The following is a 24,766-nucleotide window of genomic DNA, read 5'->3' as shown; positions in this document are numbered from 1 at the left end:
CGGGACACAGGTTATGAATAAAACCATCGGTATCTTTGGTGGTGGTCAACTCGGCCGTATGATGGCGCAAGCTGCGCTCCCATTAAATATCCAATGCACATTTTTTGAAGCTGATGCGGATTGTCCATCTGCAATATTAGGACACGTTTTTAGCACTAAAGCTGAAAATGGGTTACAAGATTTTATTGCCAGTGCAGATGTTTTTAGTCTGGAATTTGAAAATACGCCATTGATTGATGTTGATGTATTAACCAAGCAAAAAGATCTGTATCCGCCACGCCAAGCTTTAGCAATCGCACAACATCGCCTTTCTGAAAAAGCTTTATTTGATGAGCTGGAAATTCCTGTTGCGCCGTATAAAGCAGTCGATTCATTGGAGACGCTTAAGCTTGCAGTAAGCCAATTAGGCTTACCGATCGTACTTAAAACTGCGACAGGTGGTTATGATGGTAAAGGTCAATTTGTACTGCGTTCAGTCGATCAAATTGATCAGGCATGGGCTGAGTTGGGACCAGCAGGATCATTAATCGCTGAAAGTTTTGTGATTTTTTCTCGTGAAGTCTCAATTATTGCGGTGCGTGGTATTGATGGTGATGTAAAAACTTGGCCTTTGGCTGAAAATCATCATCACAATGGTATTCTCTCGCATTCAATAGTTCCTGCTCCAAACAGCGCTGATTTACAGCCCGTTGCGCAGGAATACATCACCCGTTTGTTAAACCATTTGAACTATGTTGGTGTGTTAACACTTGAATTGTTTGTGACTGAAAAAGGCTTATATGCCAATGAGATGGCACCACGTGTGCATAACTCTGGGCATTGGTCAATTGAAGGCGCAGTATGTTCGCAATTTGAAAATCACATTCGCGCAGTGGCAGGTTTACCACTCGGTTCAACCGAAGTGGTTCGACCAACAGTGATGGTAAATATCATTGGGCAACACCCTAAATCCGAAGATGTTTTAGCGTTAAAAGGTGCACATTTACACCTTTACAATAAAACAGAACGTGAAGGTCGTAAAATTGGTCATATCACCCTGATGCCAAATGATGCTGCTGAATTAACGACTTTATGTCGTCAATTGGCGAAGATTTTACCGAATCCATTGTCATTAAGCGAAGATATGAACATTTAAGCTCGATTTTGTATGTAAAAAAAGCGGTCAAACTCTTGCCCGCTTTTTTCTATTCTACTGTTCTGTATCATGACGCTCCCCCTATTTTATCGCTAAGCAATGACCCAAAAATGGATCATTTTCTGGGGCTATAAAAACAAGAATGATGAAAAAAACAGCTTCAATAAACAGAAAAACAAGCATCTATTTTTAAATTCAAAGTTCAAATTTAAAGGGTTTAGAACATTTGAATTCAAAAGTATTAACAGCAAAACCCAAAAAGTTATCCACTTTGAATTTAAATTAACTTGAGGGTATTTTTTGAATTTAAAACTTTAAATTTAAACGTTTGCTTGCTCGAAGTGAAAATAACGACTGTGGATAAGTTTTGATTCACCAATCCAAAATCCAAATTGTGGATAAAAATAAACACTTAAGTGAGTTTTTATAGGATTGAGTGGAATTTTAAATTTAAAGCTAAGGCTGCTAAAATAATGATGTTTTTTTAATTCAAATTTGTGTGAAAGTTTTGAATTTAAAAAATGATAAGATTGCTGGGGTGTGGATAACTATATTTAAATTCAAAACAGTGAACTGTGGGTTATGAATTTAAAATCAAAAAATGAATTCAAAATTTACGTTTTTACATCTGTCATTTTATTCACAGACTGCTATGGTATTCACATAATTTAAATTTAAAACCATTTTGTGGATATTATGCGTCATTTAACTTTGATTTGTGGATCTGTTTTGTTGGCAGCATCGCATGCCAATGCTGAATTAATCATTAACGGTCAGGCTGTATCTAGCTCACCAATCACAACAACACCGAATACAAGCTATACACCCAATTCTAATTTTCAAAGCTGTATTGCAAATTTACGTTCGCAAGCAATCAGTTCAGGTGTTAGTGGGACAACCTTTGATCGTTATACGCAAAATCTAACGCCTGATTATTCGGTCATTAGCAAACTGGATTATCAACCTGAGTTTTCAACACCGATTTGGGATTATCTTTCAGGTTTGGTTGATGAAGAGCGGGTAGAGAAAGGCCGTCAAATGCTGGCTCAGCATCGTGAAGTTTTAAACCGTGTCTCAGCAGCTTACGGCGTTCCAGCAGAAACGGTTGTTGCTGTTTGGGGTGTGGAAAGTAATTTTGGTGACATTTCAGGAAAATATCCTTTATTACAAGCGTTGGGAACTTTAAGTTGTGAAGGGCGTCGACAAGGTTATTTCCGAGGTGAATTCTTTGCCACAATGCGTATTTTACAACGAGGTGATTTACGCGAAGAACAGTTAAAAGGTTCATGGGCTGGGGCATTTGGTCATACTCAATTTATGCCTTCAACGTATGAAGAGTTGGCCGTAGATTTTGATGGTGATGGTCGACGTGACTTGGTTTCAAGTACTTCGGATGCTTTGGCATCAACAGCAAACTTTTTGAAAAAACGTGGCTGGCAAACGGGAATGCCGTGGGGCTTTGAAGTAAAAATTCCAGCTGGCGCCTCTGTAGGTGGTGAAAGTCGTCGTAATAAAAAATCGTTGAGCACTTGGGTAAATCGTGGTTTTACTCGTGTTGACGGTACTCCAATCATTCAAGGCAATTTATCGGAAGGCGCTCAGGCTGGTTTAATGATGCCTGCGGGTGCAAATGGTCCAGCATTCTTGGTGTTTAAAAACTTTGATGCAATTTATTCGTACAATGCTGCGGAAAGTTATGCACTGGCAATTGCACATTTGTCTGATCGTTTACAAGGCAAGGGCGGTTTTCAAACCGCATGGCCAACTGACGATGCTGGAACATCTCGTACAGAACGCCGAGAAATTCAAAATTATTTATTGAAAAAAGGCTATGCGATTGGCGATGCAGATGGTTTGATTGGCGATAAAACGCGTCAGGCTATTCAGCAAGAGCAAGTGAAGTTAGGGTTGAGCCCAACAGGTCGAGCAGGCCAACAGATTTTAAAAGCTTTTAGAAATGAAGCTGCAAAGAATATGATGCAATAAACGTTTGATCTCATTTAAAAGGTCTGCATAAGCAGACCTTTTTTTATGTGGATTATTCAATTGCGAAAGGATCAATTTTGACCGCTTCTAGGACATCTAAAATGACAGCGGTAACATCCTGTGTATGATCACGATCATTAAAAATTTCATACGCTGTAATGGTTACGTCGGTATCGCTAGGTAACTGTTTTTGTTCTTCTTCAATTAAATGCTGAATCGGCAATAAGGTCTGTTTAATTTCAAGGTGTAAAACATCTTTAAACTCGACATTGTCGTCTTCAAGTTCAATGATCTGTTCGTTGAAATAAGGCAGCAGAATCGAATGGAGATAAGGTTGAAGTTCAGTAATATCAAAAATTTCAATATCACGAGTTTGCTCAATCGTGCTGATATGATCATTTACTTCTAAAATAATATGATAATAGCTCACAGTCATCTCCTCAATTTATTGCTTCAGGGATTCACAATAACATGATTTTGCATAAAACTGATTTAAATACATAAATAAATTATGGATTTAAAATTGATAATCATCGCTAAATTTTGCTTATCGTTGTCTTGAGTTTAGCATGGCTAAATCCGCTGTGGTTAATCTAAAATTTTTCAAATCTTGTTCTTTCATCATTGGGTACATGAGTGCTTTAGGATCATTATTGTGCGCTAAGCCCAAAGCATGCCCAAGCTCATGTGCAATCGTGACACGTAAATCTTCGTCCGATGTAAATTCATAGATATTAATGGTTTTACCATCGAATACGCCTTTATCAAATTGGCGCGGTTGGAAACGATTATTAAAGTGATCCACAGATTGATTGTATTGTTGATTGACAGCGTTGAGTTGTTCAACTTGGCGATTTAATTCATAGACTTTTTGATTATAAATATCTAACTGTTGTTTGAGTTGGTTCTGCTCGATGATCAGTTGATTTTTCTGCTGATCTAACTGCAATCTCGCTGAGGCATCTAAATTTTGATGGGATTGATTAAGGGTATTGATCAGCTGATTATACTGGTCAACTTTACGTTGATAATTGGTTTTTTGCAGATCAAGCTCACCATTGGTGCGATCTAATTCAGCGTGAAGTTGCTGAATTTTTTGCTTTTCACTTTGTGTATATTGTTGGGTATTTTGCAAAATACGCAACTCTTGGTTTCTGGCGCTAGATTCCGCTTGGCGTTCGTCATAAATTAAGTTAATCGTCAGTTTGGCATGATCATCATAAACAAAGAGACTTTTCATGGTCCCTTGATGCCAAATATCCGTGGCTTGTTGTGCCAAATTTTGCACCTGCTGTTTACTAACATGAAAACGTGGATCTACCTCGCCAATACGATAACGTAAGCGAGTATCTAAAGGATGCGTGATACGATCAATGGCAGAATTATGATTCAATTGCGGATACATCATGCGCTGTATCGCAAAATAAGCAGTAAAGGCAATTACACAGACTAGAATCCAAAAACGCATGATTGATTTAAAAATAATTGTTGTTGTGGATAATTTATCTGAAAATATAAGAATCGCAAATGCTTAAGTAAGTAAAGCTTGCGTGATCAATACAAATATTGATTTCAATTGATGATGTTTTTAGCAGTCAGCTTTAGATGGAAAGCAGCAATATGAATGGAACGCTGAGTTTGGGCATCGCGATGGAAGGTTCATTCACATAATCAGTTGATTTAAACGTTAAACAGGACTTGGATATCAATAAATAAGAGAATAAAAGCAAAAACACTGAGTAATCGATTCATCCAAACAGATCTTTTTAAATAGTCAGGGCTGATATATAAAGCTTTGAATTGTAAGGGATGCAACATGATATAGCTGATTTTCTGTTTAAATACCGGAGTGACAGATTGTTGTTGTTGCTTTAAAACCACTTGGCGCAGAATAAAAGCATTTAGCCACCAGAGTATAAACAGAATGAGTAAAATAATGCTGATACTCAATGTCAAACGAATCCAAGCATTCTGCTCAAAATAGGCAATTTCAGTATAGAAATGGCTCATCAATACAATGCTGACCAGTAACATGGTGCGATAAAAAGTTTGCCGTGTAAATTCAAGGTGCAGAGGATGATTGAGCTTTTGTTTATCCGCTTTACTCACGATTTTCCCTGCAAAAAATGCAAAACCATGACATAGAATCTCTAAAAAGAGATATAAGCCAATGCTGATGGCAAGCGTTTTATACATGATTAATCATGTTCAAAAATAGGTCGATATAGTGATGGAGTCACTAAAATCATCAATAGAATTCCAGAACAAACAAAGGCCAGATCGTTAAAAATAGCTGCATAACTGGTCATGTAAATCCAGTGCATAAAGGGCATAAAATAAATCAGAAATATTGGGAAAAATGTATAGAGATAAGCTTTTCTTGCCCATTCTTTTTTTAAACATAAACCAAAAGTGATGATGAGGATGATTAAACCTGCAATCGACATCACTCCCAATTCCCAAGCTTGCGGGTCTTGGTAAAGTGTTTTATCCAGAAGTTCTAACTCGGGTTCAGTACTGTATATATCGATGACTGCTGCAATGATAGGCAATATAAATTGCGCTATGATCAAGCTGTAATACACTGTATTGGATACAGCAGGAGAGTTTTTCATCATTTGACTCATTATTATTGTGATAATTAAGATAAAAGATTTAGTGAAGATTGGCAATTGATCAATAAGAAAAACCACTCAATGACTTGAGTGATTTTTCGAGCTTTTTTATAGCACAATATCACTGACGAAATGTTGCACCACTTCGGTTAAATCTTTGGAAAGATAGTGTTGTGTATAGGGCTGTTTAAAATGGGCATGGTAAGCCTGTTCCGAGTCGAAGCGTTCCCAAAGTAGTAAACGGGTTGGCTCTTGTTGGCATTGATGCAGTTGAAATAAGCTACATCCATGTTCTTGTTGAAGAGTGAGCTTACATAATGCTTGTAAGGCTTCACGGGTTTCTAAGATTCTGTCTTTATCTTTAATTTTTAATTCTGCGGTGATGTAAAAACCTGAACTTAACATTGTCTACTCCTAACTCAAATCGTGAGTCAAAAATATTAACTGCTCGAGTTCACTCTAGCTCAAGCATTTTTTGTGCATATATTTCAATTTTATAGTCGACAATACTTTGTTCTTGTTTGAGTCTTTGAATTTCTTGTTTTAATTGAACGGAATGGGCAATAAGAAGTTCTTGTCTTTGTTTTAAGGTTTGTTCTCCTTGTAGCCGAAATTGGGCAAAATCTTGCATTTTTTCTAAAGGCATGCCTGTTGATTTTAAGCGTTTTACCCATTCAAGCCATTCCAGATCAAGTTTGGTATATACACGTCGTCCGGATTGATTACGATGGATATTTTTCAGCAAGCCTATTTGTTCATAATAACGCAGGGTATGGATAGAGAGTCCAGTTTTTTTAGAGATATCAGAGATAAACAAAAGTGACTCCATAGCTTTATGGATAAAAATAGATCATAACGGATAAAAATAGATCATATAAAAAACCGCTCAATCTCTTGAGCGGTTTTCTAAGATTAAAGTGACAAATTATTTTTTGTCATCTTTAACTTCAGTGAATTCAGCATCTACAACGCCATCATCAGCTTTTTGCTGTTGTTGACCTGCATCACCACCGAATTGGTTAGGATCGAAGCCTTCAGCGCCGCCTTGACCTTGAGCTGCTTCATAAGCACGTTGAGTGATCGGCATAATGATGTTTTGTAAAGCTTCAGTTTTTGCTTTAATCGCATCAACATCATTTTCTTTTGCAGTCACTTCTAACTCAGAAACTGCTGCTTCAATTGCAGTTTTTTCATCAGCAGTGACTTGTTCGCCAAGATCTTTCACAGCTTTGTTTGCAGAAGCAACTAAAGCATCAGCTTCGTTACGTGCTTTTGCAAGCTCTTCAAACTTACGATCTTCTTCAGCATTTGCTTCAGCATCTTTGATCATTGCTTCGATTTCAGCATCAGACAAACCAGAGTTTGCTTTGATCTGGATCGATTGTTCTTTACCAGTGCTCTTGTCTTTTGCTGATACTTTTAAGATACCATCAGCATTGATGTCGAACGATACTTCAATTTGTGGCACACCACGTGGCGCAGGTGGAATGTCGCCTAATTGGAAGTTACCCAACAATTTGTTTTGTTGAGCCATTTTACGCTCACCTTGGTAAACTGAAATATCTACCGCTGGTTGGTTATCTGCTGCTGTAGAGAACACTTGAGATTTCTTCGCAGGAATCGTGGTGTTTTTCTCAATAATTGCAGTTAATACACCACCCATGGTTTCGATACCAAGTGTTAATGGTGTTACATCAAGTAAAAGTACGTCAGTTTTGTCACCAGACAATACCGCACCTTGAATTGCCGCACCAATCGCAACAGCTTCATCCGGGTTCACATCTTTACGAGGTTCTTTACCGAAGAACTCTTGTACTTTCTGTTGAACCATTGGCATACGTGATTGACCACCAACCAAGATCACGTCAGAGATGTCAGAAGTCGAAAGACCTGCATCTTTAAGTGCGATACGGCAAGGCTCAATTGTACGTGCAACTAAATCAGCAACTAAACCTTCTAGTTTGGCACGTGTTACATTCATCACTAAGTGTTTAGGACCAGTTGCATCCGCAGTGATGTATGGCAAGTTAATTTCAGTCGAATTAGATGAAGAAAGCTCAATTTTAGCTTTTTCAGCTGCTTCTTTTAAACGTTGTAATGCAAGTGGATCTTGTTTCAAGTTGAAGTTTTGCTCTTTCTTGAACTCTTCAACCAAATAGTCGATCAATGCATTATCAAAGTCTTCACCACCAAGGAATGTATCACCATTGGTTGACAATACTTCGATTTGTTGGTCGCCATCTAAGTCAGCGATTTCAATGATTGATACGTCAAATGTACCACCACCTAAGTCATATACAGCAACTTTACGGTCGCCTTCTTTTTTGTCCATACCGAACGCAAGTGCGGCAGCAGTTGGTTCGTTAATGATACGTTTAACTTCTAGACCAGCAATACGACCAGCATCTTTTGTTGCTTGACGTTGCGCATCATTGAAGTAAGCAGGAACTGTAATAACAGCTTCTGTTACTGTTTCACCTAAATAATCTTCCGCAGTTTTTTTCATTTTTTTCAAAATTTCTGCAGAGATCTGTTGTGGTGCAAGTTTTTTGTCGTTTACTTCAACCCAAGCATCACCATTATCAGCTTTGATGATTTTGAATGGTGCAATACCGATATCTTTTTGTACTGCTTGGTCTTGATACTTACGACCAATTAAACGCTTGATTGCGAATAATGTATTCTTAGGGTTAGTTACTGCTTGACGTTTAGCAGATTGACCCACAAGAATTTCGCCATCTTTATATGCAACGATAGAAGGTGTTGTACGTGTACCTTCAGCATTTTCAATTACTTTAACTTTATCGCCTTCAAGTACAGCAACACATGAATTCGTTGTACCTAAGTCAATACCAATAATTTTAGCCATAAATCAAATTCCTCTAAATTCTTTTGAATCCCTGGTTTCCTCTTTTTGCAAAGGGGAGTTAAAAGGGATTTTCTTGTTATCCGATATGAGAGCCATTCAAAAATTTTCAAGTCATGATTTGTGAAAATTCATGAAAATATTTTTAAAAAGTTCCTATTTATTACGCTTATTGACCAACCATCACCATTGCAGGGCGAAGTAGTCGACCATTTAAGGTGTAGCCTTTTTGCAAAACTGTGCCAATTTGGTTGGCTTGTGCATTTGGGTCGATCCCGACAGCTTGATGTAAGTCAGCGTTAAAACCATTGGTTGTGTCTGCTTCAACAACACCGAATTTTTCTAAAGTGGTGAGAAGTGATTTCAAAGTCAGTTTTACGCCTTCGAGTACAGGTGTTTCTTCATCACCACCTGCAAGAATTGCACGTTCAAGGTTGTCGACAGAATTTAATAATTCTTTGGCAAACTTTTCTAACACAATGTCTTTATGCTTTTCAGCATCACGTTGAATACGTTCTACACTTTTTTGTGCTTCATAAACTGCATTTGCAGTACGTGCTTTTTCGAGTTTTAAGCTCTCTTCAAGATGACTGATTTGAGCCTGTAAAGCTTCAACGGTAACTTCAACCTGTTCATTTTCAGCCTGAGTTTGCTGTTCGGCTTGCTCGTTTTGAATATCTTGGGCTTCTTGATTCTGCTCAGTTGCCATTGATTTACTCCGTTTAAATGGGTTCTTAAACATGTACAGTCCTTATCGGCAGCAGTTTTGCACTGTGTTCATTTTTGAACTGCCATGATCGTTTAATTCATTAATGAATAAGAAATGTGGGCGAGCCGCTAAAATTCAAGCAGTTTTAGACATTATTTAATGAAATTCAGTGAAAAAAGCGGATCTAAGAGACAAATCTTAAAATTTAAAGATATTTTTGTTGGAATAATCATCAAATCAATGATTATTTTTTTAGATTAAAAATTTAAATTTATGAGGAATTGATGCGGTTATTGCTTAAAAATGATGAGTAAATTCAAAAATTAAAATTGAATGAATAGATCAAAATACTTAACTCACATGTAAAACCGATTAAACTTATTGAAAATAAGGCTTTGCGAAAAAGCAATAATTTAATTATCATGCTTCATAGATTCTATGGCTGTAGTTTCTTTTTTTAGTTTGAACAATGTTTTCATCGCTTATCCAATCTTCTTGGGTAAGCTTTTTTTTGTCTTGTTAAAAGCCATTAACAATGTAAGTAATGCGAAACTTTTATGGTAAAAGTATATCTTTTATCAGGCTGACTTTTGCCTAACCACATTGAATCCCATCAAAAAACCCAGTGAAATGAAACAAGTATAATGAAAAATAAAATCGGTCAATCTAAATCATTGATTTAATAAACTTTGCATAACTTATACGGCAACACCTTAAAAGTCTAACCAAGCTTCAACGAAGTTTGCAGAAAAAATAGCAATCATAGTCAGCACGACAACGCAGTCCTGTGTTGCCGTTTTTTGATAGAGTGATAAAGGAATTTATGATGAAAAAATCAGGTCTTATTTTTATGCTATTGGCTGGTGTTGCGGTCATGAGTACGGCGTGTACATCAAGTGAAACAACCCAAGCACCTGAAACAGCCCAATCAGCACCAATGGGTTCTGCAGATCAACAGCAATCAGCACAAACTGCGACTGTAGATCCGACGCAACAAGGCACTGCTGTTGAGGGTGATGCGACGATTCAGCAATCACAACCTGCTCAAGCAACCAATGACCCAAGTTTAGTTGAACAACCTTCAGCTCAGTAAATTTTAAAATAAAAAATCAGGCAATTTATGGATGCCTCCATTGCCTGATTTTTTATCAATAATTTAAGCACGATGACAAATAAATTAGAATCCAAACAATAAGTTCTTGGTTGATAAAATAAAGCCATTTTTAGCTGCGCCAACATTGAGCAGAATAAACAGACGAATATCGTCGGAAACGTCTATGCATTATAGATTCAATGTCTTGCTCAGATGCCGAAATACTGTGGACACTCGCAGTAGATGCTTTGACTCGGGATGTGTGAGAAGCCACAATTCAGTCTGGCATTCATCGAGGGTGTCGGTCAAAGCGATCAGATCTCTGCGTTGCTGGGTAAGAAATACCGGCAGTACTCCCACACCCATACCAGCGGCCACCAACTCCATGACTGTGAGAATACTGTTAACGCGATAACGGAGTACGGCTTTGGGATGATGACGTTTGCGCCAGATTACCGAAGGATGCTCAGGTAAGCCATCGTCAGGGACGATCCAGTCGACGGCAGCCTCAACTTGTTGATCGTACTCGATACGATTACTGCCATATAACGCCATTCGGATCGGACCGATGTGTTTGCCTACGAGATGGAGTGGGGGAGTGTTGGTTGCGCGCACTGCAATGTCGGCTTCACGTCGCGTCAGGCTCGTCAGTTCATTGCCAGTATGCAACTCATACTCCAACAAGGGATGAATATTCGCGAGTTTGTGTAGTGCGGGCGTGAGCAAACCATGTAGGAGGGTATCCGTGGTGGCGATGCGCACTGTACCGGATACCTGCTCTGGTGTGAGTTGTATGGCGGAACGGGCTTGCTCTAACTGTGTTTCCACTTGCTCGGCATGTTCGGCCAGTACTTGTGCTTGTTCAGATGGTAAATATCCCGCCCGTGAGCGTTCAAATAACTGATGCCCTAAGCCACGTTCGATACGACGAATTGCACGAAAAATCGTTGAAGCATCGACGTTTAATTGTTCACCAGCTCTCGCAAGATTAGCCGTTCGTACCAAAGCCAGAATGATTTCTAGATCACGAGCTTCTAGTTTGTATTGCGATTTTGCAATCATTGTTTTCTTATTTGCCTATTTTTATTGTGATATTGCAATCATATGATGAAAGCTATGCATTGGTAAATTGGAAGTTTTTATGGCAAATACAACTTCTTGCGCTCTCTATAGTAGTGCATTGCTACATATCCATTTAAGTATTAAGTGGATAGCCGTGTTGTGGTGCAGTGATTGTTTCTTACTGAGTAATATTGAATGGAGGAACACATAATGAGCCCCCATCTTATCTTGGTCAGCCATGTGCTGTGCCCATATGTGCAACGTGCTGTGATTGTGCTCAAGGAGAAAGGAGTCTGTTTCGAACGTCGTGATGTAGATTTGGCAAACAAGCCAGACTGGTTCAAGGCGTGCTCACCTTTGGGTAAGACACCCGTACTGTTGGTCGATGATGTGCGGATTTTCGAGTCGGCCGTGATCTGCGAATATTTAGAAGATACATTGACACCACGTTTACATCCCAACGATGCCTTGATCCGTGCCCAGCATCGCGCATGGATGGCGTTTGGTTCATCAATGCTCAACAGCATTGGCGCCTTCTACAATGCCAAAAATGATACGGCACTGGATGTGCAAGCCGAGTTGATTCGTGCACAACTGGTGCAGGTTGAGGCGGAACTCGTCAACGGGCCTTGGTTTGCTGGAGAACACTTCAGCCTAGTGGATGCTGTATTTGGTCCAGTATTTCGTTACTTCGATGTATTTGATCGCCTCGGTGATTTTCACTTTTTTGATGATCTACCCAAGACAAAAGCTTGGCGCACGGCGCTGGCTGAACGTGCATCAGTGCGAGAAGCTGCACATCCAGACTATCAGATACTTCTTCGAGAGTTTCTTTGCAAGCGAGATTCGGCCTTATCACGTAGAGTTAAGGTGTAGTCAGGGACGTTGCGAGATGTGTCACAGCAATCGGCGCAAAAAACCAAGCTAAGCAATTGCGCCGTATCTAGTTTAGAGCTCACGTGATTTATACGTAAGCTTTGACAGCAGAAATTTTGATCAGACCTTATTCACCCGCCAAAGAACATTCAAAGTTGGTTCGATCTACAGTACAACGCGCCCGTTTAAGCACTGACATCATGGTTGGATCGTAAATACCTTGTCGGGTTAAATCCATACGTCCATCTCGTAACAGCTTTTGATATTTTTCAGTATCTGCTTTACTTAAATTCAAACGATATTTGGCTGGGATGCCTTCTTCTAAACGTTTGACCATACTGAATTGACGCGGAAGCTGCTTAATAAACCAGGTTCTAGAATCATTGCCAAAAGTAGCTGGGAATTTCTGAGATCTAAACACCAAATCAGCAGTGACATTGAGCACTGGGAAATTGATTAATGCACCTTTAGAGCCAAGCCCTTTTTCCATTTCTAAGGGTTTAAAGGCATAGGCTGGTGCACCCACCATCGGTACTTCACCGGTATTAAACTTCTTAATAAAATTGGAAATATCGGACGGAACAGGAATTGCCCCGACACGTTCAACCATTGCAATTTGCGCTTTGTCATACGCCAATACCGCGAATTTCTTGCCTTTACCTTTTTCAATGGTATTGATGGCTCGATCATTTACAAAGATATAGGCAGGGCCGATTTGACCGATTCCACCAATTTCTATTTCTTCATTGTCTATCGTGGTTTTTAAGCGTTTTACATTACGCTTATCCAAGACAAAGGTAATCGCCTTGAGCGCAATGGCATTGGTTGGAACACCCCCCAACGCGTCAATTGATCCTGCGAATTTATTGTATTGGCGTGCACGCATTGTGGTGATATAGGCCGCATCACATTTACCATTTTTAAAATCTTTATCAGCAAGCTCTTCATTTTGGTAAGCAATCAGCTGGACATCGCTATGCCATGTTTTTGCAGCGAGTGCCCACTCTTCCATCATTTTATAGGATTCACCAGCTTTCCCTAATAAATCAAAAACACAGATTTCTTGTTTAGCTTGAGAGGTGCTTGATATTCCTAATAATACGATTGTAGTAAGGGCAAGAAATTCCTTTTTCATGTTATATCCTTATACTTAAAACGCGTTTTATTTATACTAAATATAGTAATTTTATTTGAATAAAAATAGAGTTTTTACTCTATTTCCGATGAATAAACCATTGAATAGCTTGGTTAATGTGATTTATTTATCTTAATAAAATATTATTGTGATATTGTTTTGATTGTTGGTGTGGGTTTAGTGGCTTAATTAAAATCTTGTTAATTTTGATCGATCTAGAAAAATAAAATAGATTTCAAGTTTTGTTAATCAATAAAACGTATAAGTAAATCTAAAAAACGTATTTTTAATAATATACAAAAAAACCGTACCATGAACCTGATTCCCATCTCTTTTTATTTATTCTAGTCCATACATTGATCATGAAATTTCAGCAACTGATTTTGCTTTGCTCAGCTATAAGCTTATATAGCTATAGTGGTTTGGCAAATGCTCGCCCTATCGTTATTGGTTATCAAACCAACATAGAACCTGCCAAAGTTGCACAGGCTGATGGTGTGTATGACAAAGTGATTGGGGAAAAACTGGATTGGCGCTTATTTAATAGTGGTGCAGAGGTTTTAACTGCATTGGCTTCTGGTTCTGTAGATATCGCACTGATTGGTTCAAGTCCGTTAGGGGCAGCTGTTGCCAATAATTTGCCCATAGAGGTATTTTTAATTTCTACCGATCTGAAAAGTGCGGAAGCCTTAGTGGTGAGAAATGGTTCAGGCATTAATAGTCCTCAAGACTTGATTGGGAAAAAGGTGGCCACCCCATTTGCTTCGACTTCCCATTACAGTTTATTGGGGGCTTTGCAGCATTGGAATATTAAAACCAATCAAATACGGTTGTTGAACCTAAAACCAGCTGAAATTAATGCAGCATGGCGCAGAGGCGATATAGATGCAGCTTTTGTCTGGTCACCTGCACTTGCCAATATTAAGAAAACTGGCAAGGTTATGACGGATGCAGGGCAGGTTGGGCAATGGGGTTCGCCTACATTTGAAGTTTGGGTGGCACGTAAAGATTTTGCACAGAAGCATCCTGAGGTCTTAACAAAGTTTTCTACAGTGACACTGAACTATTACCAATCTTATAACCAGAATAAAAGTCGTTGGACGGCCAATTCAGCTGAAGTGCAAAAAATTGCCAAAATTACCGGCGTAGATGCTCAAGATGTGCCAGCGCTTCTTGCTGGTGCCGCCTATCCAGATCGTCAGGCGCAATTAAGCACTCAATACCTTGGTGGGCGGACTACACAAAATATTGTCAACTCAGTGAACTTTTTAAAAGCACAAGGTTTGGTGAGAAAGGTTTCTCCAAATTATCAACAGTTTATTAACACGCGTTTTATTCAAACATCGAAATAGAGATCGGAAGTATTCATCATGGCTGTATTGACTGTAGAACATGTACAAGCACAGTATCCGGGTGCTGAACAACCGGTACTGAAAGATGTGTCATTTCAGCTGGGCTCTGAGCAACTGATGGTTGCATTAGGTGCTTCAGGCAGTGGTAAAACAACCTTATTAAATTTGATTGCTGGATTTACTCAGCCACAAGCAGGCACTTTAAAACTGGATGGTGAAGTAATCATTGCACCTAGCCGAGACCGTGGTGTGGTGTTCCAAGATGATGTTTTATTGCCTTGGCAGAATGTAGAAGACAATATTGCTTTTGGTTTAGAGCTTGCAGGGGTTGATAAAAAAACACGCCAAAACCGTGCACAAGCATTACTTAAATTGGTGAATTTAGAAGGCTTTGGGCAACGCCATATCTGGGAACTTTCAGGCGGGCAACGTCAACGGGTTGGTTTAGCGCGTGCTTTGGCTTCTGACCCTAAAATATTATTGATGGATGAGCCTTTTGGTGCTTTGGATGCGTTCATTCGTGAACAAATGCAGTGCTTATTATTAGATGTTTGGAAGAGTACGTCCAAACCTACTTTCTTAATTACCCATGACATTGAAGAAGCTGTTTTTCTGGCTACAGATCTGATTATTCTTGCACCAAATCCTGGGCGAATTGTGGAAAAGCTGGAGTTGGATTTTGCTAAACGCTATGCCAATGGCGAGCCAGCACGAAGTATTAAATCAGATCCCAAGTTTATTGAAATGCGAGAGCATGTGTTGAGTTGTGTATTCATTCAAAATAATCAGGATCAATACCATGTTGCTCAGAGCGACCAAGCTCAAGTGGAAAAGGTGGAGTAATGACAGCACAATTAGACCCTAAATTGATCCCTCGTACAGTTGAATTTCAGACTGTGGCGGTGAAGGTTCCACGTGAAGTCAATATTACTTTGATCAGTAGTATCACGATCATTACTTTGATTGCAATTTGGTGGCTGGTCACCACTTTAGGCTGGATTGATGCTTTATTCTTACCATCACCAACCGCCGTGTTGCAGCGTTTCAATGATTTGTTCAGCAATGGCTATATGAGTATTAGCTTGTGGAATCATATTGGCGCAAGTTTGGGTCGTATCGGCACGGCGTTGATTGCTGCGGTTATCACTGCTATCCCAGTGGGGATTGCGATTGGTCGCAATAAAATTGTGCGGGGTATTTTAGATCCCATCATTGAGTTTTATCGTCCGATTCCACCACTGGCGTATTTACCCTTGATTGTAATTTGGTGTGGTATTGGTGAATTGTCCAAGATGCTACTGATCTATCTGGCAATTTTTGCACCGATTGTTATCGCAACAGCAACTGGTGTCCGCTCAGTCGACCAAGCCAAAATTCGTGCTGCACAGTCTTTGGGTGCAAGCCCAATGCAAATTATTAAACATGTGGTTTTACCAAGCTCTTTACCGAGCATTTTAACTGGTATCCGTATTGGTCTTGGGGTGGGATGGTCGACTTTGGTGGCAGCAGAGTTGGTTGGTGCTTCTGAAGGTTTGGGCTTTATGGTGCAATCATCTTCACAGCTTTTGGCTACAGATGTGGTGATTGTCGGGATTTTAATTATCGCTGTGATTGCCTTTATTCTGGAAATTGGTTTACGTCGTTTGCAAAGAAAATTGGTCCCTTGGGATAAGCAATCTCAGTAAGTTATTTTCGCTACACTGTTCGATAGCGTGACGCTATATTTAGTTTTAACGATGCATTTGAGGGTCTGTTAACATTTCATAAATGGCTTGCGTTGTAGGTTAAAATTGAGCAGGCAAGGCATGAAACGAAGAGAATAGCGAGACTATTTTCGAGTTTCATAACGTAGGCTGAGATAATTTTAGCCACAACCCTTCGGGACTAGTGTGTTTTTTGCCGCTACGTCGTTACGAACTACTCATTTAGAATGACTAAATTTCGTATTTCGTGCCTAGTATCGCCTAAAAAACACACGTAGTCGCAAACATAGACGAATTGTCAACAGACCCTAATACATCGTGAGATGATCGAGGAAGAAATGAACGCTGTTGTTTCAAATATTTTTAAAGTTACCCCATTAAATCCAACGATTGGTGCGCTGATTGAAGGTGTGAATTTCAATCAGCCTTTAACACCTGAACAAAAGGCTTTGATTGAAGCAGCTTTATTGAAACATCAGGTGATCTTTTTTAGAAATCAGCCGATGACTGCACAGCAACATGCGGCTTTGGCACGTCAATTTGGTCAGTTACACATCCACCCAATTTACCCCAATATTCCAGAACAACCCGAAATCATGGTTTTAGATACGGAATTAAATGATTTACGGGATAATGCATTGTGGCATACCGATGTGACTTTTCTTGAAGCACCAGCAATGGGTGCAATTTTAAGTGCAAAAAAAGTCCCTGCATGGGGTGGAGATACACTTTGGTCAAGTGGAACAGCGGCGTTTGAAGCATTATCCAAACCGATGCAAGCGATGTTGTCTGGTTTAACTGCAACACATGATATTGCACGTTCATTTCCAGTAGATCGCTTTGGTGGTGATCCTGCCGAATTAGAAAAGCTAGAACAGGCCAAGAAAAAACATCCTCCGATTAGCCACCCTGTGATTCGTACTCATCCTGTCACAGGTCGTAAAGCTTTATTTGTGAGTGAGGGTTTTACCACACGAATCAATGAACTCGAAGCCAAAGAAAGCGATGCTGTCTTGAAAATGTTGTTTGAACATATTCAGAAACCAGAGTTTGTAGTGCGTTGGTCGTGGCAGGCCAATGATGTGGCATTTTGGGATAATCGTTGTACCTTCCACTATGCCGTTGATGATTACCGTCCTCAGCACCGTGTTATGAATCGAGCCACTTTGATGGGTGATAAACCTTTTTATCAAGCAGATTAAGATTTAACTTGTCGTAAAAACCAATCAAATTTGATTGGTTTTTTATTTTTGAAACAACTAAATTTGAATACAACTTTTTGAAACTTCAATATTTAAAAAATACATTAAAGAAAAATCATAAAGAGAGCTGTTGTTCAAAGTATCGGTATGCTGTGTTTGTCGGTGTTCACAAAACAAATTGAATATTCATGCTCTGATGAAACTTTGTTGCTGAGCAATAATGTTTAATTATTCATCAAAATTAAACAAATGATCAACATACTAGGCCATAAATATTTATTGCTTGTTGGAAATATCATGTTGATTAATAATAAAAAGCAAATCATTTTGCTGAGTGTGCTGTCTACGCTGTTGGTTGCTTGTAATGATGATAATGATCATTCAAATACTGAAAAACCAGTTGAGGCAAAAGCTTTAGAACTGAATATCTTGCATATTAATGACCATCATTCACATTTAGATGAAGAAAGCATTAAATTTAAAAGCAATGTAGGGACAGGGGATGAAGAGTTTAGTGTTGCAAGCGGTGGATTTGCACGTGTTGCCAGCTTAATTAACCAACTTGCAGTAGAAAAGAAAAATGCTTTAAAAATACATGCAGGTGATGCGATCACTGGCGATTTGTACTATAACTTAACGGATGGGAAAGCAGACGCAGATGCAATGAATACCGTTTGTTTTGATACATTTACGCCGGGTAACCATGAGTTTGATTCTAAAGATGATGGATTAAAGAAATTTATTGGTTTCTTGGATCAAAGTTCTTGTAAAGACAAAACCCAAATTTTAACGGCCAATGTCAGTTTTGGTGCATCATCACCACTGTATAAAACCAACCGCATTTTGAAGTCACAAGTGTTTGAAAAAGAAGGGGTGAAATTTGCAATCATTGGTTTAACGGTTGCCAAGAAAACCAAAAACTCTTCGCAACCGAATGCTGATACATTATTTGCAGATGAAATTGAAACAGCGCAAAAAGAAATTAATCAATATAAAGCGCAAGGCATTAAAAATATTATTCTTCAAACCCATGTGGGATACGACTTAGACCAACAGTTGGCAAAATCACTTACCGATGTGGATGTGATTATTGGGGGCGATTCACATACATTATTGGGCCCTGACAGTCTTAAAAAATATGGCATGACACCAGAAGGTGCTTATCCAACACAGCTGAGAAACAAAGATGGTCAATTGGTCTGCGTTGCGCAAGCTTGGCAATACAGTTATATCGTGGGTGATTTAAATGTGAAGTTTGACAAGAACGGGAATGTCGAAAGCTGTAGTGGGACACCACATGTACTTATTGGCAATAACTTTACCCGTACCGCCAAAGACGCAAAAGCAGTCACCGAAACAGAAAAACAAGCAATACTGACGCAATTTAAAACAGATCAGGTTCCATTTACTGTTGTAGCGCCTCTACAAAAGACCTTGGATGTTTTAAAACCATATCAGGAACAAAAGAAAAAATTTGCTCAGGAAATCGTAGGTCAAGCCACAGATAATCTCTGTTCACGTCGAGTCCCTGGTACACAACGTGATGTAAATCGTTCAACACTCGGCGATATCTGTAATAAGAATACCCATGTCGATCAACATGGTGGAGATATTCAACAAATTATTGCTGAAGCGTTTTTACAACAAGGAAAGACCTTCTTTGGCGCTGATATCTCATTCCAAAATGGTGGTGGTGTCCGTGAAGATGTTGCTTTAGGGGATGTGACAGTTGGTAAAATTTATAATGTCTTACCGTTCAAGAATACATTGTTGCGTTTAGATCTGACGGGTGCTGAAGTTAAAGCCACCTTAGAGGATGCAATAGATGGTGTGATTACCCAGAATAATACGGGTAGTTACCCATATACCGGTGGTATGCGTTGGAATGTTGACTTTACCAAAGACAAAGGCCAGCGTCTTAACCAAATACAAGTACGTAATGCATCTGGGCAATATGAAAATCTTGATCTCAATAAGACTTACAAAGCGATCACGATTGATTTTCTTGCCAATGGTGGTGACTACTATACCACCTTGAAAACCATTACTGGTGAGCGCCGTGTGAATGTTGGCTTAGACTATGCTGAGGCTTTCCTCAAATATGCCCAAGGTTTGGCTGGTCAGACAGGTCAAAAGAAAATTAATAAATTAGCAACGGCTGAATACAGTACCCAGCTATTTATCGATAAAGCAAAATAAACTGAAACAGACAATCAAAATCCCGCTTCGGCGGGATTTTTTCGTTGGGTCGTTGATGAAAACTGACAAAATCCTATGTTGGTGATGAATAAATAATTGCAAAAATCCATGCTTAACTTTAAAATGAGCCAAAATTTAGCCACGATGGCTTAAATAATCACAATGACAAAGCTAATTTTCTTTTCACTCGCCTCAATTTGATCTTGTAACGTTGCCTTTTGACAAGATTGTTTACAACCACTGACTGGTTGCAGGATAACCATAATATCTTGATTGAACCCATCATTTTAAGCAGGGTGCTTAAAATGTGATTTGAATCAGCTGTTAAATTCAATATTCGGGAGAAAAATCATGTTGTTTAACGTATTTCTCATTTTGGGCTTTAAATAGACCCTATACATTTTTAATCGTTTAAATTAAACGAAAATAAACCTTATTTTAAAGAATATACATGTTCTGAGGGATGACTTTGCTTGCAGAAAATGCAAATTGAAAAAAGTTTAGCCTTAGTCATGAAAAGAAAAAAGTGAATATATGAACGAATATATTAATCAACCTTTTGCACAAAATATGCATCAGGTTGACGTAGCGGATTTTGCTGAAATTTCTCCGATTGTAAAACTTTGGGCTTTTCGATTTTTGGTCGAGTTAGGTGGTGCAAAAGAATTTATTTCTGATCATTGCTTTAGTCATCAATGGATTGCAAAAAAGTTAGGTTTTTCTGAAGCATTACTTGCAGATAAGTTCGATGAGCAAGCTGCTTATCAGAAACTCAACCATTTGCATAAAAATAGCCAACAGCAAAATTTATTAGATAATTTTCAGTTCAATGCTGAGTTGCAATATAACCTAAAGTTAATACAGCAATTACTGGATTTAAATGCTGTTGAAAGTACGATTTTAGGTTTTATCGTGATGTTAAACAGTGAACAACTTCTAGATGATATTGCGGATACCATCGGTGAATTGACTGCGTCTAAAACCATACGTGCTTTGGCTGTGGTTTTAGATTTACCTTATGAAGCAATTCGGCAGGCTTTGTCTGTACAAGGGCGTTTACATCGCAGTGGCTTAATCAGTGTTCAACAACACTATCGTAATTATTTACGTGGGAAATTGAATCTGGTGTCAAACCAATTGGCCGATAAGTTATTGGTGAAAACCAATGATGTGATGGATCTGTTTGTTGGAACCATTAATAAAAGTCAGCCTGCTGAATTAACCTTAGAGGATTATCCTCATTTACACACTGAATTGACTTTACTCCTAGCTTACTTAAAGCAAGTCAAAATGAGTAAGCAACAGGGGGTAAATATCTTCCTTTATGGCAGTTCAGGCACAGGCAAGACACAACTGTGTAAGACCCTTGCAGATGAAATGGCGGTGCAACTTTTTGAAATCTCCTGTGAAGATGAAGATGGTGATGCAATTTCAGCCACAGGGCGTTTATGTGCGTATCGTGCAGCACAATGCATTTTCGACAGTCAATCTGCTTTATTGATGTTTGATGAAGTTGAGGATGTGTTTAATGACACCGAAAATGGCGTGGGGATGAAAAGTACTGCGCAAAGTCGTAAGGCTTGGGTCAATCGTATTTTAGAGCAAAATCGTACACCAACGATTTGGGTGTCTAATTCTGATCAGCTTGATCCTGCGTTTATACGCCGTTTTGATATGGTGCTTGAAATTAAAGTGCCACCTAAAAAGCAACGCAGAAGCTTTATCGAACAACATTGTGGTCAAGAACTTAATCCTTTGTATCAGGAAGCCTTGGCCAATGTTGAGCAATTATCTCCAGCAATTTTACGCCGTAGTTATCGTGTTGCCAAAGCGGCTCAAATGCACAATGCGCATTTAGTGGTACAGGAAAGCATGACCAAATTGGTGTCCAATACCTTAAAAGCACAGGGTCATCAAGGCATTAAATTGCAAGATAGTAATGCTTTGCCCAAGTTCTATGATCTGAACTATATCAATTGTAAGCAGAATCTTGCGGAGATCGCATCAGGTATCCAGCAACATGGTTTTGGCCGTTTATGTTTATACGGAGCATCAGGAACAGGTAAAACTGCATTTGCACGATGGTTATCTGAAACCATCAATCGACCTTTACTGATTAAGCGTGGTTCAGACTTAATTTCTGCTTGGGTTGGTGAAACAGAACAGAACCTTGCTAAAGCGTTTCATGAAGCCGAAGACTTACAGGCAATTTTATTGCTGGATGAAGTAGATGGTTTATTACAAGATCGCCGCCAAGCAACCCGCTCTTGGGAAGTTTCGCAGGTAAATGAGTTTTTGGTTCAAATGGAAAGCTTTAATGGCATCGTGGTGGCGACAACCAATCGCTTTGATGAGCTTGATCAAGCTGCGTTACGCCGTTTCGATTTTAAAATGCATTTTGATTTTTTAAATTATGCACAGCGTTTGGCTTTACTGGAAAATGTCTGTACACAACTCAAACTTATTGTTCATGAAGCCGATATAAAAGTAAAACTGCAATCTTTAGATCGTTTAAGTGCTGGAGACTTTGCAGTGATTGTACGACAGTCCTGTTTTCATCCTTTTGAAAATGTGGATTCTATTCTGCAGCATTTAACAGATGAAATGACTGCAAAATATAAAAGTGCACAAAGTATAGGATTTACCGCATCAAATTGATGCGGTTTTTCTTTTTGAATCCTAATTCAGTTGAATAATGCTCAGATTTTGTGATTCGAGAGTGGAAAACAAAGCATAAAAATAACTTTAATATGAAAAAAATAATGAAAAATGCTTAAAAAATAGATAAAAAGCATAAAAAACACTGATTTTGAGGAAAAAACGCACATCCGATAAAAAAGTTTAAAAAAAGGGGTTGTGTTGGTTTGTGAATGCTGTAGAATGCACATCCATCGGCGGTGATGTTAAATAAAACTTCTGATAAATCAGGCACTTGATTAAGTTGTTAAGATTTCGAATTGAGATTTTAAGATGAGGTTAGGGTTGGGTTTGTTAGAAAAAATAATTAACATTATTGATTGACTTTTTAGAGATAGAGAGTAGTATAGCCGACCTAGCTTGATGCTGACGAAGCATTGAGAAGATCATTAAGAGAATATGAAGAACAACTTGTGTGGATTTTTACTGATTGATTAATCGAAATATTATCATTAATTGATTGGTTTAAATTACTCGAAGTTTATTTGAGAGAATTTGTCAGTACATTGATGAGCCAGAATTGTGACCTTAAGTCACTAATGATTTTTAACTGAAGAGTTTGATCATGGCTCAGATTGAACGCTGGCGGCAGGCTTAACACATGCAAGTCGAGCGGGGGAGATTGCTTCGGTAATTGACCTAGCGGCGGACGGGTGAGTAATACTTAGGAATCTGCCTATTAATGGGGGACAACATCTCGAAAGGGATGCTAATACCGCATACGCCCTACGGGGGAAAGCAGGGGATCACTTGTGACCTTGCGTTAATAGATGAGCCTAAGTCGGATTAGCTAGTTGGTGGGGTAAAGGCCTACCAAGGCGACGATCTGTAGCGGGTCTGAGAGGATGATCCGCCACACTGGGACTGAGACACGGCCCAGACTCCTACGGGAGGCAGCAGTGGGGAATATTGGACAATGGGGGGAACCCTGATCCAGCCATGCCGCGTGTGTGAAGAAGGCCTTATGGTTGTAAAGCACTTTAAGCGAGGAGGAGGCTCTCTTGGTTAATACCCAAGATGAGTGGACGTTACTCGCAGAATAAGCACCGGCTAACTCTGTGCCAGCAGCCGCGGTAATACAGAGGGTGCGAGCGTTAATCGGATTTACTGGGCGTAAAGCGTGCGTAGGCGGCTTTTTAAGTCGGATGTGAAATCCCCGAGCTTAACTTGGGAATTGCATTCGATACTGGGAAGCTAGAGTATGGGAGAGGATGGTAGAATTCCAGGTGTAGCGGTGAAATGCGTAGAGATCTGGAGGAATACCGATGGCGAAGGCAGCCATCTGGCCTAATACTGACGCTGAGGTACGAAAGCATGGGGAGCAAACAGGATTAGATACCCTGGTAGTCCATGCCGTAAACGATGTCTACTAGCCGTTGGGGCCTTTGAGGCTTTAGTGGCGCAGCTAACGCGATAAGTAGACCGCCTGGGGAGTACGGTCGCAAGACTAAAACTCAAATGAATTGACGGGGGCCCGCACAAGCGGTGGAGCATGTGGTTTAATTCGATGCAACGCGAAGAACCTTACCTGGTCTTGACATAGTAAGAACTTTCCAGAGATGGATTGGTGCCTTCGGGAACTTACATACAGGTGCTGCATGGCTGTCGTCAGCTCGTGTCGTGAGATGTTGGGTTAAGTCCCGCAACGAGCGCAACCCTTTTCCTTATTTGCCAGCACTTCGGGTGGGAACTTTAAGGATACTGCCAGTGACAAACTGGAGGAAGGCGGGGACGACGTCAAGTCATCATGGCCCTTACGACCAGGGCTACACACGTGCTACAATGGTCGGTACAAAGGGTTGCTACCTAGCGATAGGATGCTAATCTCAAAAAGCCGATCGTAGTCCGGATTGGAGTCTGCAACTCGACTCCATGAAGTCGGAATCGCTAGTAATCGCGGATCAGAATGCCGCGGTGAATACGTTCCCGGGCCTTGTACACACCGCCCGTCACACCATGGGAGTTTGTTGCACCAGAAGTAGGTAGTCTAACCGTAAGGAGGACGCTTACCACGGTGTGGCCGATGACTGGGGTGAAGTCGTAACAAGGTAGCCGTAGGGGAACCTGCGGCTGGATCACCTCCTTAACGAAAGATTGACGATTGGTAAGAATCCACAACAAGTTGTTCTTCATTGA

Annotated in this window: 20 protein-coding genes and 1 rRNA gene; 11 read left to right on the top strand and 10 right to left on the bottom strand. The window is 39.6% G+C overall.

Going from position 1 to position 24,766, the window contains the following annotated elements; translation table 11 throughout:
- Positions 1-13 precede the first annotated feature (13 nt).
- Both AS4_RS21545 and AS4_RS21540 read left to right on the top strand, forming a co-directional pair.
- On the top strand, positions 14-1,135 hold the full coding sequence (locus AS4_RS21545) for a 5-(carboxyamino)imidazole ribonucleotide synthase (protein ID WP_096735448.1): 1,122 nt from the start codon (positions 14-16) through the stop codon (positions 1,133-1,135).
- 696 nt (positions 1,136-1,831) lie between these two features.
- Positions 1,832-3,121, top strand: coding sequence for a lytic murein transglycosylase (locus AS4_RS21540; protein WP_004818147.1), 1,290 nt, complete (start codon positions 1,832-1,834; stop codon positions 3,119-3,121).
- Positions 3,122-3,173: 52 nt separating this feature from the next.
- On the opposite strand, the gene AS4_RS21535 is transcribed toward AS4_RS21540, so the two are convergent.
- The 8 genes from AS4_RS21535 to grpE form a co-directional block, all read right to left on the bottom strand.
- Positions 3,174-3,557 carry a hypothetical protein gene (locus AS4_RS21535; protein WP_154130490.1) on the bottom strand — a complete coding sequence of 128 codons (384 nt, stop codon included), beginning with the start codon at positions 3,555-3,557 and terminating at the stop codon, positions 3,174-3,176.
- A gap of 111 nt (positions 3,558-3,668) precedes the next feature.
- Positions 3,669-4,589, bottom strand: a complete 921-nt coding sequence (locus AS4_RS21530) for a matrixin family metalloprotease (protein WP_096735446.1) — start codon at positions 4,587-4,589, stop codon at positions 3,669-3,671.
- 212 nt (positions 4,590-4,801) lie between these two features.
- Positions 4,802-5,317 carry a hypothetical protein gene (locus AS4_RS21525; RefSeq protein ID WP_004818144.1) on the bottom strand — a complete coding sequence of 172 codons (516 nt, stop codon included), beginning with the start codon at positions 5,315-5,317 and terminating at the stop codon, positions 4,802-4,804.
- A gap of 2 nt (positions 5,318-5,319) precedes the next feature.
- Positions 5,320-5,736, bottom strand: a complete 417-nt coding sequence (locus tag AS4_RS21520) for a hypothetical protein (protein ID WP_004719005.1) — start codon at positions 5,734-5,736, stop codon at positions 5,320-5,322.
- 108 nt (positions 5,737-5,844) lie between these two features.
- Positions 5,845-6,141, bottom strand: coding sequence for a putative quinol monooxygenase (locus tag AS4_RS21515; protein WP_096735445.1), 297 nt, complete (start codon positions 6,139-6,141; stop codon positions 5,845-5,847).
- A 49-nt stretch (positions 6,142-6,190) separates the two neighbouring features.
- Positions 6,191-6,553, bottom strand: coding sequence for a MerR family transcriptional regulator (locus AS4_RS21510; RefSeq protein WP_004818140.1), 363 nt, complete (start codon positions 6,551-6,553; stop codon positions 6,191-6,193).
- Between the two features lie 108 nt (positions 6,554-6,661).
- Positions 6,662-8,605: a molecular chaperone DnaK gene (dnaK, locus tag AS4_RS21505; RefSeq protein WP_004719012.1), complete on the bottom strand. Its 1,944-nt coding sequence runs from the start codon at positions 8,603-8,605 to the stop codon at positions 6,662-6,664.
- 166 nt (positions 8,606-8,771) lie between these two features.
- A complete protein-coding gene (gene grpE / locus AS4_RS21500) occupies positions 8,772-9,311 on the bottom strand; it encodes a nucleotide exchange factor GrpE (protein WP_004719014.1) in 540 nt (179 codons plus the stop codon).
- An 826-nt stretch (positions 9,312-10,137) separates the two neighbouring features.
- On the opposite strand from grpE, the gene AS4_RS21495 reads away from it, so the two are divergent.
- A complete protein-coding gene (locus AS4_RS21495) occupies positions 10,138-10,404 on the top strand; it encodes a hypothetical protein (protein WP_096735444.1) in 267 nt (88 codons plus the stop codon).
- A 189-nt stretch (positions 10,405-10,593) separates the two neighbouring features.
- Here AS4_RS21495 and AS4_RS21490 read toward each other — a convergent pair whose 3' ends face one another.
- Positions 10,594-11,466 (bottom strand): LysR family transcriptional regulator, encoded by an 873-nt coding sequence (locus tag AS4_RS21490; protein ID WP_096735443.1) that lies wholly within the window; start codon positions 11,464-11,466, stop codon positions 10,594-10,596.
- A gap of 210 nt (positions 11,467-11,676) precedes the next feature.
- On the opposite strand from AS4_RS21490, the gene AS4_RS21485 reads away from it, so the two are divergent.
- Positions 11,677-12,342, top strand: coding sequence for a glutathione S-transferase family protein (locus AS4_RS21485; RefSeq protein WP_096735442.1), 666 nt, complete (start codon positions 11,677-11,679; stop codon positions 12,340-12,342).
- A gap of 127 nt (positions 12,343-12,469) precedes the next feature.
- On the opposite strand, the gene AS4_RS21480 is transcribed toward AS4_RS21485, so the two are convergent.
- A complete protein-coding gene (locus AS4_RS21480) occupies positions 12,470-13,477 on the bottom strand; it encodes a putative solute-binding protein (protein ID WP_004818132.1) in 1,008 nt (335 codons plus the stop codon).
- Between the two features lie 362 nt (positions 13,478-13,839).
- Between AS4_RS21480 and tauA the strand changes: the two genes are divergently transcribed.
- The 7 genes from tauA to AS4_RS21445 all read left to right on the top strand — a co-directional run bounded on the left by tauA (position 13,840) and on the right by AS4_RS21445 (position 24,716).
- Positions 13,840-14,829 carry a taurine ABC transporter substrate-binding protein gene (tauA, locus tag AS4_RS21475; protein ID WP_004818131.1) on the top strand — a complete coding sequence of 330 codons (990 nt, stop codon included), beginning with the start codon at positions 13,840-13,842 and terminating at the stop codon, positions 14,827-14,829.
- A gap of 18 nt (positions 14,830-14,847) precedes the next feature.
- Positions 14,848-15,672, top strand: a complete 825-nt coding sequence (gene tauB, locus AS4_RS21470) for a taurine ABC transporter ATP-binding subunit (RefSeq protein ID WP_096735441.1) — start codon at positions 14,848-14,850, stop codon at positions 15,670-15,672.
- Positions 15,672-16,514, top strand: a complete 843-nt coding sequence (gene tauC / locus AS4_RS21465; RefSeq protein WP_096735440.1) for a taurine ABC transporter permease TauC — start codon at positions 15,672-15,674, stop codon at positions 16,512-16,514. The genes tauB and tauC overlap by 1 nt, the downstream gene beginning before the upstream one ends.
- 356 nt (positions 16,515-16,870) lie before the next feature.
- Positions 16,871-17,734, top strand: a complete 864-nt coding sequence (gene tauD / locus AS4_RS21460) for a taurine dioxygenase (protein WP_004719027.1) — start codon at positions 16,871-16,873, stop codon at positions 17,732-17,734.
- 297 nt (positions 17,735-18,031) lie between these two features.
- Entirely contained in the window at positions 18,032-19,933 is a 1,902-nt protein-coding gene (locus AS4_RS21455) for a 5'-nucleotidase C-terminal domain-containing protein (protein ID WP_096735439.1), read from the top strand.
- Between the two features lie 534 nt (positions 19,934-20,467).
- Positions 20,468-22,591, top strand: coding sequence for an AAA family ATPase (locus AS4_RS21450; RefSeq protein ID WP_096735438.1), 2,124 nt, complete (start codon positions 20,468-20,470; stop codon positions 22,589-22,591).
- Positions 22,592-23,177: 586 nt separating this feature from the next.
- A 16S ribosomal RNA gene (locus tag AS4_RS21445) occupies positions 23,178-24,716 on the top strand.
- The last annotated feature ends 50 nt before the right edge of the window (positions 24,717-24,766 follow it).

Origin of the sequence: Acinetobacter guillouiae (assembly GCF_002370525.2) — a bacterium.
GTDB lineage: Bacteria > Pseudomonadota > Gammaproteobacteria > Pseudomonadales > Moraxellaceae > Acinetobacter > Acinetobacter guillouiae.
Note: the sequence above shows the minus strand (reverse complement) of the source record. Positions and strands in the feature narration are given on the sequence as shown.